The 14208-nt window shown below is 64.3% G+C and carries 7 protein-coding genes and 1 pseudogene; 5 read left to right on the top strand and 3 right to left on the bottom strand.

Annotated features, from left to right (window positions below):
* The 3 genes and pseudogenes from ABS769_RS20990 to ABS769_RS20980 form a co-directional block, all read left to right on the top strand.
* Positions 1-309 (top strand): annotated as a pseudogene (locus ABS769_RS20990) (hypothetical protein); the annotation flags it as partial.
* Between the two features lie 13 nt (positions 310-322).
* The gene (locus tag ABS769_RS20985) at positions 323-4870 is read left to right on the top strand and encodes a hypothetical protein (protein WP_350498271.1); all 4548 of its coding nucleotides are present in this window, start codon (positions 323-325) and stop codon (positions 4868-4870) included.
* A gap of 47 nt (positions 4871-4917) precedes the next feature.
* Positions 4918-5547: a hypothetical protein gene (locus ABS769_RS20980; RefSeq protein ID WP_317063242.1), complete on the top strand. Its 630-nt coding sequence runs from the start codon at positions 4918-4920 to the stop codon at positions 5545-5547.
* A gap of 203 nt (positions 5548-5750) precedes the next feature.
* Here the strand turns inward: ABS769_RS20980 and mfd are convergent, their stop codons facing one another.
* From mfd to ABS769_RS20965, 3 genes are all read right to left on the bottom strand, one after another.
* Positions 5751-9221, bottom strand: a complete 3471-nt coding sequence (mfd, locus tag ABS769_RS20975; RefSeq protein ID WP_317063243.1) for a transcription-repair coupling factor — start codon at positions 9219-9221, stop codon at positions 5751-5753.
* A gap of 831 nt (positions 9222-10052) precedes the next feature.
* A complete protein-coding gene (locus tag ABS769_RS20970; protein ID WP_006450344.1) occupies positions 10053-10595 on the bottom strand; it encodes a GNAT family N-acetyltransferase in 543 nt (180 codons plus the stop codon).
* 192 nt (positions 10596-10787) lie between these two features.
* Positions 10788-11696, bottom strand: coding sequence for a 23S rRNA (adenine(2030)-N(6))-methyltransferase RlmJ (locus ABS769_RS20965; RefSeq protein WP_317063332.1), 909 nt, complete (start codon positions 11694-11696; stop codon positions 10788-10790).
* Positions 11697-11730: 34 nt separating this feature from the next.
* Here ABS769_RS20965 and creB point away from each other — a divergent pair, with 34 nt between their 5' ends.
* Positions 11731-12435 carry a two-component system response regulator CreB gene (gene creB / locus ABS769_RS20960; protein ID WP_317063328.1) on the top strand — a complete coding sequence of 235 codons (705 nt, stop codon included), beginning with the start codon at positions 11731-11733 and terminating at the stop codon, positions 12433-12435.
* A gap of 51 nt (positions 12436-12486) precedes the next feature.
* Positions 12487-13935 (top strand): two-component system sensor histidine kinase CreC, encoded by a 1449-nt coding sequence (gene creC, locus ABS769_RS20955; RefSeq protein WP_317063330.1) that lies wholly within the window; start codon positions 12487-12489, stop codon positions 13933-13935.
* The last annotated feature ends 273 nt before the right edge of the window (positions 13936-14208 follow it).

The following is a 14208-nucleotide window of genomic DNA, read 5'->3' as shown; positions in this document are numbered from 1 at the left end:
GTGGATATCCGCTGGACCGCAATGGACGGCGTGGAGCGCTATGTCGAGATCGATTTCGAGACGATCTTTCCAGGCCATTTGATCCTGCACAACGTCCCCAAAGAGGATGTTGATGAATTTTTCTTGGTCTATGGCTACTCGGCAAACGGGCGGCATCACGTTTACATCTTGCTGGAAGTCAACGACCGCACCATCAATGTCTATATGCGGGCCGATGTCCTGACCAAGCACCTGGCGGACCCCGAGCACGATCCGCACATAAAAATCAGCCGTAACGAATTGATCCTGGCCTGGACCAAGACCTACTGAGCGAGCGCTCGATATGGACAAGAAGATCGTTCTGCAGCTGGGTGAAGATGGTCTGCCGCTGGATGACGTGTCGCACTATGCCGCGACGCATGAGCATTTGCGTACGTACGAACAAGCAGCCGACGAACTCTATCGGTTCAAGGTGCCGCAGCTACTGGATCGTGCCGACCCGCACTCCTATCTAATCGTGGGCCTGATGGATGGCACCGGCAATGATGCCGACAAAGATCCGTTGCATGCCACCAATGTCGCCAAATTTCGTCAGCAAGTTAGAGATTTGAAAGACGCTGGCGTGGAACGCATCCGCGTCGAATACATCGAAGGCCCCGGCACCCAGGACGAAGTTCTGGCGCGGACCGTGGACAGTGCAACCGGCCGCACAAGCCTGGCGCGTGCGAACGAAATGTATGAGCGTTTGAAGACACAATCACAGAATATCTTCCAGGCCGATCCCGAGGCCAAGATTGCTTTTCATCTTGAAGGTTTCAGTCGCGGTGCCAGCCAGGTTCCGCTATTGGCCCGCATTATAGACGCACGCGGCATTCCCAATCTGAAGGGCGGCATTCGCGGCATCGGTGAAGACGGGCTACCGCTCTACAACCGCTATCACCAGCCTCCCGGCCTGACCCCGATGAGCGTGGGCCTCTACGACCCGGTACCCACCGGCTATATGGAGCTGTTCGACCGCCGCTTGCCGCCGTCGGTGGTATCGGGCTTTCAGCTCAGCGCTGCGCATGAGCGGCGTGGACTGTTTCCAGTCGATCTGATCCTGCCGCAGGGGGTGTCAGGGGGTGGCCGCTTCTTGCATCTCACCGTGGCCGGTGCGCACTCGGATCTCGCCGGTACTTACTTGCGCGGTGGCATCGGCGTGCGCAGCCTCAACCTGATGACCGATTACCACAACGGCTTGCTCAGCGAGCCATTGCTGCCGCGCATGCACGAGCCGACCGATGCGCGCATGAATGTGATTCACCGCTCGGAAGAGGGCAATGTGCTGTTCCGCAACACGCCGAAGATGGACCGTGCCACGTCCGCTGGGCAGGTGCATCAACTCACCGCCGACTACGCGCGTTATGCGCAACCTGGCGAGGTGGTGCAACTGCCTTCGCATATGCCCGAACCGCTGCACAGCGCATTTGCGCCAATGGCACAGACCGCACGGCCGGTGCAACGCAGCCCGCAGGTGGCCGATGCCGCGTTGACAGAGGGTGATGCGCTCACTGCACGCCTGTTGCGCACGCCCGGTGTCGAACTCCGTCCTTACCCACCACCGATGCTCGACCGCCCTGGCGTCAGGGCCGCCGGGGCGCTGGGCGTAGCCGCCACGCTCTACGAAGCGACGCAATCCGGCGAGAAAATCGGCGCGTTCCTCTCGCAAGACAACCCGCTGGCCGCACGCTCGGAACTTGCACATTTTGCCGGCCGCAATGTCGGCGGCTGGGCCGGCGGCACGGCCGCTGCGTATGCGTTGGGTGCCTCCGGTGCTGGCCCAATGGCGCTGATCGCGGCCGATGCGTACTTCATGAGCAAGGCCGGCGAGAAGGCGGCCGATCTGCTCGACAACCGCGCCATTTACCAGCAGACCGACCGCCAGGGTGTGCAGTGGGCGTTCAACGGCACCGCGTGGTCGCGCGAGGGAATGGCTGATGCCACGAACGATGGCAGCGAAAATCCCAATTCCACACGGATCACCGCCAGCTACGAAAAAGCCCGCGAACTGAATTACCAGGCCACCAATGCAGCGGCGGAACTGGCGTTGCGCGACGCACCTTCGCCACAGAATCCCTATCGCCTTCCTGCGAGCGACACCGACACCCCGAGCCTGAGCGCCGCCGACTGGATGCGCGATGCATCGGATGGCCAATGGCATCGCCAGATCAAGACCGGCATCGCGGGCGCAAACGATCGCGGCGTCTACGTGCAGGAAACCGCATCGCCACCGCGCGCGGCAGAACTGGATGCGCAAGCCGAGGCGGTGATCGCCCGCAACATCGCCAACAGCCCTGGCGCCATCGCCGCGCGCTATGAACTGGCCTATCACCGCAGTGGCTGGGCTACGGACGGTCTTCCGCTCTCCGACGCAATGCAGCAGGCCTTGCCGAATCCAGACGCGCTGACTGTATCGGACGGCCAGCAGTATCGCCGCGATGCCGACGGCCGCTGGACGGGCGAGGCCGGCGCTGCGGCGGGCAATGTCGCGCGGGAATTGGACACCACCCGCGCGATCCTGCAACCTGCCTTGGCAGAGCATGCTCAGGCGGTTGCCTCCATCCAGCAATCACCGCCATCGCCGCAGGACGTGCAGCGCGAGCAGACGTTGTATCGCTACCGCCTTGTGGGAACGGAGTTGCAGCCACAGTGGCGCGAGGCGATCGAGTTGGCGACACAGCGCACGCGCGACACAGCTGGGCTCTCCGGCGATGGCGCGATGCAATTGCAGCGCGGGCCAGGCGGCGTGTTCGGGGCCGACAGCCCGATTGCCCATTTTCAGCGTGGGCCCGATGGCGTGGATCGCATTGCTGCCGTTACCAGCAGTGAAGAGATCCGTCAGGCCCTGAGCGAAGTGCAAGCGCAAAGGCAATCGCGTTCCTCCTCTGCCGATGTGCTGGTGCAGCGACTGACATCCACAGCGCAAGCAGCCGAGGGATCGACCGACAGCGACACGTCGAGCTCCAACGCATCTGCCAGCCCGCAGCTGGTGATGGATATGCAGGTGCGGATGCAGGCAGCCAGCGCCGCACAAGCGCGTCAGGAACGCGCACAGCAGGAACGCCAGGCGCAGGAGCAGCAGGCTGCGCAGGTGCGCGAGCACACGTTGCAAGCGCAGTCCGTACATGAAGAGCGTGGGCGCGCCGCACAGGCGCTGCAAGCCCACGCAACGCTTGCGCATCAGGGCCAGGTGCTGCAGCAACGGGAGCAAGAGGAAAAACAAGCACAGCAAGCACAACACGCCCAACAGTGTGAGCAGCAACGCCAGGCGCAGGACACACAACAGATCCAACAAGAACAGCGCCAGGTTCAGCAGCGCGAAGCTCAGACACCCCTGGCGCAGGATGCCAAGCAACACGAGCAAGAACAGCAACAAGCGCAGAACGCTCAACGGCATGAACAACAGCCGCTTCATGGCCCGAAGGCGCTGCAAGGCGAGCAGGCGCAATCGCTTCAGGCACAACACGCGCAGCAGCGCGAGCTGCCGTCCATCCATACGCAGAGTGTTCAAGAGCGCGAGCAGCATCAGGCACGGGACGTACAGCAGTACCAGCCATCGCAGTTACAAACGCAGGATATTCACGCGCGCGAACAGCAGCAGCGTCAGGTCCAGACTGAGCTCGCCCAAACCACGCCAGAGCAGCAGGCCCAGCGCGGGCAATTGCATACGATCGATATCGCTCCGCAACAGGCGCAAGGCCCGCAAACGCTAGAGTCCGGCACACAAGAAGCCACGCAACTGTCACAGCAGACCACCGCGAGTGCGCATGCATCGCCAGCATATCCGCAGCAGGATGCGGGTGCGCATACCGGTCAAGAGCTGCCGACGATGCAAGCCTCGGCTGCGCATCATGAAGCGTTGGCGCAGCTGACAAAAGAGCAAGCGCACGCGCATCTTGGTCAGATGACGAACGCGCTGCCTGCTCCGTCGCTCGCTACATCGATCGTTGTAGAACGCAGCGACGAGCAACAGCAACAGACGCCGCTGCCTTACGTGCTGGAAGCGCCCAATGCCCCAGCAGCGTTGCCATCGTTTGCACACCTTGCACAAGCGGCAGCGCCATCCCTGGCCACGCCGACGGCCGACCGTTCTACCGAGATGCCCGAGGGTGTGGCCGATGCGCGGCAGTCGCCTTCCGTGTCCCAAGCAGCTGAGCAAGATCTTCTTGCCACACCTGTGCTTGCGGATCCAGACTCCTGGGAGGAAATAACGCGCACCATGCGTGCGCTCCGCATCCAGATCGAACAGGATCTCGAAACAGAAACCCGCGTCGCAGAAGCGCGGCAAGCGCGCGTGGAGCGCGGTGAGCAGCCGTTTACCGAGCTGGAATTACGTAATGGGTACGATCCCGATGGCCCCTCCGCGCTCAGACGGCCAGCCCCCGCGCCAGCGGACGCCGTGCCGCAACGCTATGCTTTTGCTGCCGGTGCGCAAGCGGTTGGCGAGCAGGACGATCGGCCACCGCCTACGCGCAAGAACATCACCGGCGATCCCGATGTGGATGATCTGCTGTACGCCCTCGATTCCAAGAACGATCTTGCGATCGAACAGGCATTGAGCCGGGTCGCCAACAGCGCGTATAGCAATGCCCTCGCACAGCAGGGCCACGAACATCTGGAAGCCAAGGCATTGCAAGAGGCACAGGAACAGGTGACCACGCGCCAGGCATTGGGCATGGACGTCTCAACAGAGGTACAGACCAGCCGTGGCCCGGTGATGGTGATGACGCTGCCACAGTTTGCCAATGCACCGGCGATGCAAAACGGCCCGCAAGGTGACGGAGGTGGGGGTGGCGACGGTGGTGGTGGAGGAGGGGGCGGTGGAGGAGGGGGCGGTGGAGGCGGCGGGTAGCTGGAAGACCATGCACACAGTGTAATTTTCAGGGGAATATTATGGACATGAAGAACACCTCGGCGCTGCCTGAAGCCAACCAGCTGGACCATGCGACGCGAGAATCAATCAAGGCCATGGCAGGACTGATCGCGGTGCTGCAACAGCGAGAACAGTCCTTGGAAGATCTCGTGCGGCAACAACTGCAGCTGCTACAGAGCGCGGTCAATAACGCCGATCAACGCGTCAATCGCGTGGTGGAGAACGCGCTCCCCCGGCTGACGCAATTGACCAATCAGGCGTTGACGCAGGCGCTGGAACCGGCGGTGGAGCGATTCAACAAGAAGGTGGTCGATGCAGACCAGACGCTCCACCACGCCACCTACCGCTATACGCAAGCACAGCAGTCTCTGGAAACAACAGCCACGCGACGCATGTGGATCGGATTCGCTGCGATGATCGTTGGGGCGATCATGTGCGTGGGCGCGGCTGGTTACGCTGTCAAAGGCGCAACGCCGATTCTGGCCGAAGCCAAACAGCGTCGTGCAGAGATCGACTATCTGGATCGTGTGACCCGCGCCAACCTCGTTGCCTGCGGCGAAGACAGGCTATGCGCCGAGTTCGAGAAGAAAGGGCCGCGATACGGTGATCGCGGTCAGTATCGTGAGATCACGCTGCGCAAATCCACGTTGCAATAAATGCCCGCAAACGTCTCCGATTCCGATGAGGTCCGATCTATCTGCATCCGGATTGTTTCGTCGATATCGTGCCTGAGTAATTAGATACGGGTCGCGTACTTTTCGTCATCGGCCAGCGCTTGCGCGATGACCGAGGCGATTGGGCCCTCAAGCGTTCTCGCCGACCCGCATACACCGGCCTGTTTGCAGACATCGCCTCGGCGTCATCTCGGCGCCAACATCGTCAACAAGCCACGCGCAGCGTTGAAACGATCCGCACCTTCCGGTAGCGGCAGCTTGATGCGTAGCTTGTCCGGGCCGTCCATGGTGTAGATCTTGGGCTGCTTCTGGATCATCTGGATCACCGCGACCGGGTCGATCGACGGCTTGGCCTCGAATACCAGACGGCCGCCGTTTTCGCCCAGATCCAGCTTGCGCACACCCAGCGCGTTGGCCTGCAGCTTGAGCTCGGCAATGGCGAACAGGTGCTTGACCGGATCCGGCAGCAAGCCGAAGCGGTCGATCATTTCCACCTGCAATTCGCGCAGGGCATCGCTGTTGCGCGCGCTGGAGATGCGCTTGTACAGCGTCAGCCGTGTATGCACGTCGGGCAGATAATCTGCGGGAATCAACGAGGCCACATGCAGCTCGACCTCGGCACCGCGCACTTCGTCGCCGGCATCCAGATCGGGCAGGTTGCCCTGGCGAATGCTGCGCACCGCACGTTCCAGCAACTCGGTGTACAGGCTGAAGCCGACCTCGGCCATCTGCCCGCTCTGGTCCTCGCCCAGCAGCTCGCCGGCGCCACGGATTTCCAGATCGTGCGTCGCCAGGGTGAAGCCGGCGCCGAGCTCGTCCATCGAGGCGATCGCTTCCAGACGCTTCTCGGCATCGGCGGTGATCGAGCGACGGTCCGGCACCACCAGATACGCGTAAGCGCGGTGATGCGAGCGACCGACGCGGCCGCGCAACTGATGCAACTGGGCCAGGCCGAAGCGGTCGGCGCGGTTGATGATGATGGTGTTGGCGTTGGGAATGTCGATGCCCGATTCGATGATCGTGGTCGACAGCAACACATTGAAGCGCTGCTTCTGGAAATCCAGCATCACCCGTTCCAGCTCGCGCTCGGGCATCTGCCCGTGCGCGATGCCGATGCGCGCCTCCGGCACCAGTTCGGACAAGTCGCGCTGCATGCGCACGATGCTTTCCACATCGTTGTGCAGGAAATACAGCTGCCCGCCACGACTGAGCTCGCGCTGGAAGGCCTCGCGCAGCAGCGCGTTGTCCCAGGCAGTGATGAAGGTCTGCACGGCGAGCCGGTTCGGCGGCGGGGTGGCGATGATCGACAGATCGCGCAAACCGGCCATGGCCATATTCAGCGTGCGCGGAATCGGCGTGGCAGTGAGTGTGAGCAGATGCACGTTGGCGCGCATCGCCTTGAGCGCTTCTTTCTGGCGCACGCCGAAGCGCTGTTCTTCGTCGACGACGACCAGGCCCAGATCCTTGAACTTCACGTCTGGCTGCAGCAGGCGGTGCGTGCCGATGATGACGTCGATATCGCCGCTGGCGACCTTCTCCAGCTCGGCCTTGATTTCCTTGGTGCTCTTGAAGCGCGACAGCACTTCCACCTTCATCGGGTAATCGGCGAAGCGGTCGCGGAAATTGCGGTAATGCTGCTCGGCCAGCAACGTGGTCGGCACCAAGACGGCAACCTGCTTGCCGGCGCTGGCCGCAGCGAACGCGGCGCGCACCGCAACCTCGGTCTTGCCGAAGCCCACATCGCCGCAGACCACGCGGTCCATCGGCTGGCTGCTGCCCAGATCGCGCAAGGTGGCATCGATGGCGGCCAGCTGGTCGGGGGTTTCTTCGAACGGAAAACCGGCCGCGAACGGCTCGTACATCGCGCGGTCCACCTGCAAGGCCAGACCGGCACGCGCACGGCGGCGGGCCTGGATTTCCAGCAACTCGGCCGCCACGTCGCGGACCTTTTCGGCGGCCTTGCGCTTGGCCTTGGTCCATTGCTCGCCGCCCAGCGAATGCAGCGGCGCGGTCTCGGCCGAGGCACCGGAATAACGGCTGATCAAATGCAGTTGCGCCACCGGCACATACAGCCGGTCGCCCTTGGCGTATTCGATTTCCAGGAACTCGCCGGGCATGCCACCGGCATCGAGCACGATCAGCCCGCGGTAGCGGCCCACACCGTGGTCCTCGTGCACGATCGGCGCGCCTTCGGACAGCTCGCCCAGGTCGCGGATGATCGCTTCCGGCTCGCGGCCCACACGTCGCGTGCGACGCGGCTGGTTGGCCCGCTCGGGAAACAGCTGGCGCTCGGTCAATACCGCAATCTGCGGGGTGTCCAGCGCAAAGCCGTCTTCCAGCGGCGCCACGGTAATACCGAAGCGCAGCTTGGGCGCGGCCAGGAAGGCGGGCAGGTCGGCCACCACCTCCGGCTTCAATTGCGCAGCGGCCAGCACTTCCATCAAGGCTTCGCGGCGACCTGCCGAATCGGATGCCACCAGCACGCGGCCCGGGTAATGGCTCAGGAACGAGGCCAGCGCCTGACCGGCAGGTGCGTCTTTTGCCGCCACCGGCAGCGGCGGCAACGGTTGGTCGCCAAGCGCGGCGGCCTCGTCGATACGCGGATGGTCGCTGGCCCAAACTTCGATGCGCGCAAGCTTGTTGAGCCGCTCGCGCAGTGCATCCGGCGATTGATACAGCTCGTCCGGCGTCAGCAGTGGGCGCTCCACATCGTGACGGCGTTGCTCATAGCGGTCCTGCGCCTGCGCCCAGAACGTGTCGGCCGCGTTGGACACGCCAGTGGCGATCAACGGCAGCGTGCGCTTGTCCAGATAATCGAACAAGGTAGCGGTCTTGCTGAAGAACATCGGCAGGTAATACTCGACCCCCGACGGCGCCAGGCCCGATTTCAGATCCTGATACAGCGCGCTGCGCCGGGTATCCACATCGAAGCGTTCGCGCAGGCAGGCCAGCACGCGTTCGATGCTGGCATCGTCCATCGGCACTTCGCGGCCGGGCAGCAATTTGACGGCATCGACCTTGTCCAGCGAGCGCTGCGATTCCGGGTCGAAGGCGCGGATCGAGTCGATATCCTCGTCCAGCAGCTCCACGCGCAACGGCGTGGCTTCGCCCATCGGAAACACGTCGAGCAGGCCGCCGCGCACTGCGAAATCGCCCGGGTCCATCACCTGCGGCACGTTGCGGTAGCCGGCGCTTTCCAGGCGGCGTTTTTCCGCATCCAGATCCAGCCGCTGCCCGACCTTGAGATCGAAGCTGCCACCGACGATGTAGCTCAGCGGCGCCAACTGTTGCATCAGCGTCTGCACCGGCACGATCACCACGCCACGGGTCAGTGCGGGCAAACGGTGCAGCGCAGCCAAACGCTGGCTGATGATTTCCGGGTGCGGGCTGAACTGGTCGTAGGGCAGGGTTTCCCAATCGGGAAACGGCACCACCGGCAGCGTGGCGTACTCGCCAAGCAGGGCATGCAGATCCGATTCGATCTGGTGCGCGCTCTGGTTATCGCGCGCGATCACCAACAGCGGGCCGGCATGCGCCTCGGCGGCGCGAGCGATCGACCATGCCAGCGCAGTCGGCGAAGCGGGGGCGCGCCAATAGGCACGAAGCTGGCCGGACTTGGGCAGCGGCGGAGAGGGGAAGGTGGTTGGCGACGGCATCAGCCGGCAATTTTACCAGAGCGCCCGCTGCGACCGGTCCATCCGGTGTGAAAGCAGGCGTCTGGCCACCTGCGCAGAAGGGCGCTGCAGGGTCTAGCGTTACGTACCGCCTTTCTGGCACCCGGCAAACCTTGGCAAGCACCCCGTGGTGCAAGATGCAGTCGGAAGCGTAGGTCAAAATCCGAGTCGGTCGAGGGCGCGATGCCCTCACCGCTCGCGGGACACGCCGCAAGTACGTCCATGTAGGCTCGGTGGCGGCATCCATGCCGCCACACGGTCCCGCAATCGGTGAGGGCACCGCACCAGACAGTCAGTCGGTTGTTTTATTAAAAGCCTGTCGGTTGCTTGGCTTGTTTTGGGAAGCTGAGCGGACGCGCCGTTATCCAATCAATGCAGGTCATGCATTGCTTGCACCCTGCACACCGATCATCTCGACTGGTCCTTGCCCGCTCACCGTCGCGGGACCTTACGCGGCATGGATGCCGCGTAAGAGCCTACACGGACGTACTTGCGGCGTGTCCCGCGAGGGTGGGCGGGCAAGGGCCTTGCAACCAAGCGACAGATCAACCGCTCTGCAACTGATCTATCCGCACTGTCCAATCACTTCCACACCAAGCGGCATTTCAAATAGCCATGCACACCGATCATCTCGACTGGTCCTTGCCCGCTCACCGTCGCGGGACCTTACGCGGCATGGATGCCGCGTAAGAGCCTACACGGACGTACTTGCGGCGTGTCCCGCGATGGTGGGCGGGCAAGGGCCCTGCAACCAAGCAACAGATCAGCAGCTCTGAACCAAATCCCGAATCCCGAATCCCGAATCCGGGCAAATCAGGCATCAAGCTCGAGAACCATACGCACCAGCTCCGGCGAATCCGGATGCGGCTGCGGCTTGAAGCCCAGCGACTCGGCCAACTGCAGCATCGGCACGTTGCTTTGCAGCACATCGCCGAACAGGCAGTCCAGATACTTGCGCCGCGCCCACTTGACCAGCTTGCGCATCAGCTGCCGCCCCAGACCCTGGCCGGCGACGAAGCTGCTGACCAGGATGGTGTACTCGGCCTGGCGGGTGCCCGGCACCAGCGCTGCGCGCGCGACTGCGCCAACCAGCGCCTCGCCCGGCGGCAACTGCTCGGCGGCGACCAGCACGATCTCGCTCTTGGGATTGGGATGGGTCAGGCGCTGCACCATCTCCGGCGTGATTTCGGCGGAGGAGCGCACGAAGCGCTCGCGGATTTCCTCCGGTCCCAACAGGCTGAAAGCCCCCTGCAGCGGCGGACCGTCCTCGGGACGGATCGGTCGGAGCAGAAGGGTGCGGCCATTGGGCAGGCTGAAGTTTTCATGCCAGGGAGGCATGCGATTGCGAATGGCCATGACCGGTGTTCCTTAAAGATCGGAAGATTCTGGCACCAGCCCAGCGCACAACCGTGAATGAATCCGGTGCGCCGCTGGGGGCCGTTTGGAGGGTGGCAGTGCTTCCCACCTCACTGTACCGAGCGATACCGTGATCCAGTCGTGAGTATGCAGCTGCGTTTGCCGGCGCGCAGGGCGCCCGGCCCCGACGACTCAGGCGTCCTGGCGCAGCCACTCCAGCCGGGTCGAGGCACCGGCCTCGCCGAGGTGCTTCTTCAGCACCGGCAGCGCAGGCGCCAGCACCTGGTCGAACTGCCACGGCGCGTTGACGATCAGCAGCCCGCTGCCGGTCAGGCGCAGCGGCGAGTCGTCCGGGCGCACCTGCAGCTCGGCCACCAGCACCGACTTGGCCGGCAGCGTGGCGGCCTTGCGCATGAACGGCTGCAGGCTGCGGCGCAGCTTGATCGGGTACCACACCATGCACATCGCCTGCGGCCAGCGCGCCAGGGTCTCGCGCACGCTGTGGATGACCTGCGGGTACTCGGCCTCTTGCGACTCGTACGGCGGGTCGATCAGCACCAGCCCGCGGCCGATCTTGGTCTCGCCCGCGCGTGGCGGCACGAAGGCGCGAATCGCCTCATAGCCATCGCCGGCATGCACGCGCACGCGGCTGTCCTTGGCGAACAGGCGCTTGAGCGCCTCGGCCTCTTCCGGCTGCAACTCGCAGAACGCCATGCGGTCCTGCTCGCGCAGCGCTTGTGCGGCCAGCAACGGCGAGCCGGGGTAGTGGTTGATCTGGATGCCGGCGGTGGGCCGCGCCGGTTTCTGGCTGGGTGTGGACGGGCGGGCAACGGTCTGGTTGTCGGCCTGCACCGCGCGCAGATAGCGTTCGACCACCTCGGGCAGGGTCGACTCGGCCATCAGCCGCATCACCCCGGCATCGGCCTCGTTGGTCTTGCGGCTCTCTTCGCCACCGAGCTGGTAGCGCCCGCGCCCGGCGTGGGTGTCGAGCACGAAGAACGGGGTGTCCTTGCGCTTGAGGGTGTCGATCAGCGCCAGCAAGGCGATGTGCTTGAGCACGTCGGCATGGTTGCCGGCATGGAAGGCGTGGCGATAGTTCATCGCGGCAGTGTACGGGCCGCGCCAGCATGCGGCTATGCTGCGCGCCATGTCCGAGTCCCCCGCCCGCGTGCTCGTCGTCGAAGACGAAGCCGCCATTGCCGATACCGTGCTGTACGCGCTGCGCAGCGAAGGCTATGCGCCCGAGCATTGCCTGCTGGGTCGCGATGCGTTAGCGCGGCTGCGCGCCGACCCGGCCGATGTGGTGGTGCTGGACGTGGGCCTGCCGGACATCAACGGCTTCGAGGTGTGCCGCGCGCTGCGCAGTTTCAGCGACGTGCCGGTGATCTTTCTGACCGCGCGCAACGACGAGATCGACCGCGTGCTCGGCTTCGAACTGGGCGCCGACGACTACATGGCCAAGCCGTTCTCACCGCGCGAGCTGGTGGCGCGGGCGCGCGCGCGGCTGCGTCGCCGCAACGTGGTCGCAGTCGCGGAGGCGGGCTGGCAGCCGCATGGCGCGTTTGCGATCGATCGCGAGGGCAGCCGCATCCGCTACGGCGATGCGCTGCTGCCGCTGACCCGCTACGAGTACGCGCTGCTGTCGGCATTGTTGCAGCGCCCCGGCGCGATTCTGAGCCGTGCCCAGCTGATGGACCGCGGCTGGGATGCCAGCGCCGATAGCGCCGACCGCACCGTCGATACCCATATCAAGACGCTGCGCGGCAAGCTGCGCCAGGCCGGCGTGCCGGCCGACCCGATCCGCACCCACCGTGGCCTTGGCTACGCGCTGGAGCTGTAGGCATGGGCGAGCGCGGGCGTCGCGTTGTTCTCCAGGCCGGGGGCGTCTGACATGCGGCTCGGTCTCAAGCTGTTCCTGGGCTTCTTTCTGATCGTCGGGCTGGCCGCGTTCTTCGTGATGCGGGTGTTCGTCAACGAGGTCAAACCGGGCGTGCGCCAGGCGATGGAATCCACGCTGGTGGATGCGGCCAATGTGCTGGCGGAAATGGCCAGCGGCGAATTGGCCGGCGGCACCATCGCCACCGGCAGCTTTGCGCGCAACGTGGCACAGGCGCAGCGGCGCGACCCCAAGGCCTGGGTATGGCGGTTCCGCAAGAACGACGTGGCCTACCGCGTCACCGTGACAGATGCGCGCGGCGTGGTGGTCTTCGATTCGCTGGGCCGCGATGTGGGCCGTGACAACTCGCGCTGGAACGATGTCTATCGCACCTTACGCGGCGAATACGGCGCGCGCTCCAGCCCCGAGGTCGATGGCGACCCGACCGCCACGGTGATGCACGTGGCCGCGCCGATCTATGCGCCGAATGACCCGAGCAAGTTGATCGGCGTACTGACGCTGGCGCAGCCCAATCGCAGCATCGACCCGTTTATCGAAGCCAGCCAGCGCAACATCCTGCAGCGCGGTGCCTGGTTGATCGGCATTTCCGCATTGATCGGCATCTTGATGACCTGGTGGCTGATGCGCGGCATCGGCCGGCTTAATCGCTATGCGCAGGCGGTGAGTGCGGGCATTCCGGTGCCACCGCCCAAACCGCGCGGCGATGAAATCGGCGACCTGGGCCAGGCGCTGGAAAGCATGCGCCGCAAGCTGGAAGGCAAGGCCTACGTGGAGCAGTACGTGCAGTCGCTGACGCACGAGATGAAAAGCCCGCTGGCGGCGATCCGTGGTGCGTCCGAGCTGTTGGCCGAGCCATTGCCGGAAGCCGATCGCCAGCACTTCGTCGCCAGCATCCGTGCGCAGGAGCTTCGGCTGACCGAGACCATCGACAAGCTGCTGGCACTGGCCGAGGTGGAGCAGCACGGTTGGTTGCAAAAGCGCGAGCGCATCGCGGTGGCTGGCTTGCTGCAGGCAGCAGTGGATGCAGTGCTGCCACGCGCGACAGCGGCCGGCGTGCAGGTGGAGATTGATGTCGCATCTGATGCAGCGCGCGAGCACTACGTGCTCGGCGACGGGTTTCTGCTGCGCCAGGCGCTGATCAATCTGCTGGAAAACGCCACCGCGTTTTCGCCGGAAGGCAGCACCGTGCACTTTTGCACGCAATTGCACGCTGAAAAATTGCAGGTGTCGGTGCAAGACCGCGGCAGCGGAGTGCCGGATTACGCGCTGGAGCGGGTGTTCGAGCGTTTCTATTCGCTGGCCCGCCCGCAGACCGGGCAACGCAGTTCCGGACTCGGCTTGCCGTTCGTACGCGAAGTGGCGCGCCTGCACGGCGGCGAAGCGACGCTGGACAACCGCGACGGTGGCGGTGCCGTGGCGACGTTGCGGCTGCCGGCTGGCTGATCTGCTGCTTGGCTGCAGGGCCCTTGCCCGCCCACCATCGCAGGACACGCCGCAAGTACGTCCATGTAGCAACTGTGTTGATCAGGGCCTCAACCCGCGACCTTTGAGCGGTTTCCTTCAGGCGCGTTCATCGGTAGGTGCCGGCTGCTGGCCGGCACGCTTTTTTGCGTTTGCGCATGGCCGTCAAATGCGCTCAGGCGGGCTGCATGGCGGCTCTTTCATCGCGCACGCGCGCATTGAGGATGACCAGCATCTTGCGCATCACCGCCACAA

Origin of the sequence: Xanthomonas hortorum, from assembly GCF_040279205.1 — a bacterium.
In the GTDB taxonomy this organism is placed as follows: domain Bacteria; phylum Pseudomonadota; class Gammaproteobacteria; order Xanthomonadales; family Xanthomonadaceae; genus Xanthomonas; species Xanthomonas hortorum_F.
This window is presented reverse-complemented; position numbering and strand designations above follow the sequence as displayed.

What these genes read in the sequence shown, in the direction of transcription:
- ABS769_RS20985 (WP_350498271.1), top strand. Translation starts at nt 323, where the DNA reads ATGGACAAGAAGATCGTTCTGCAGCTGGGTGAAGATGGTCTGCCGCTG.
- ABS769_RS20980 (WP_317063242.1), top strand. Translation starts at nt 4,918, where the DNA reads ATGAAGAACACCTCGGCGCTGCCTGAAGCCAACCAGCTGGACCATGCG.
- mfd (WP_317063243.1), bottom strand. Translation starts at nt 9,221, where the DNA reads ATGCCGTCGCCAACCACCTTCCCCTCTCCGCCGCTGCCCAAGTCCGGC.
- ABS769_RS20970 (WP_006450344.1), bottom strand. Translation starts at nt 10,595, where the DNA reads ATGGCCATTCGCAATCGCATGCCTCCCTGGCATGAAAACTTCAGCCTG.
- ABS769_RS20965 (WP_317063332.1), bottom strand. Translation starts at nt 11,696, where the DNA reads ATGAACTATCGCCACGCCTTCCATGCCGGCAACCATGCCGACGTGCTC.
- creB (WP_317063328.1), top strand. Translation starts at nt 11,731, where the DNA reads ATGCTGCGCGCCATGTCCGAGTCCCCCGCCCGCGTGCTCGTCGTCGAA.
- creC (WP_317063330.1), top strand. Translation starts at nt 12,487, where the DNA reads ATGCGGCTCGGTCTCAAGCTGTTCCTGGGCTTCTTTCTGATCGTCGGG.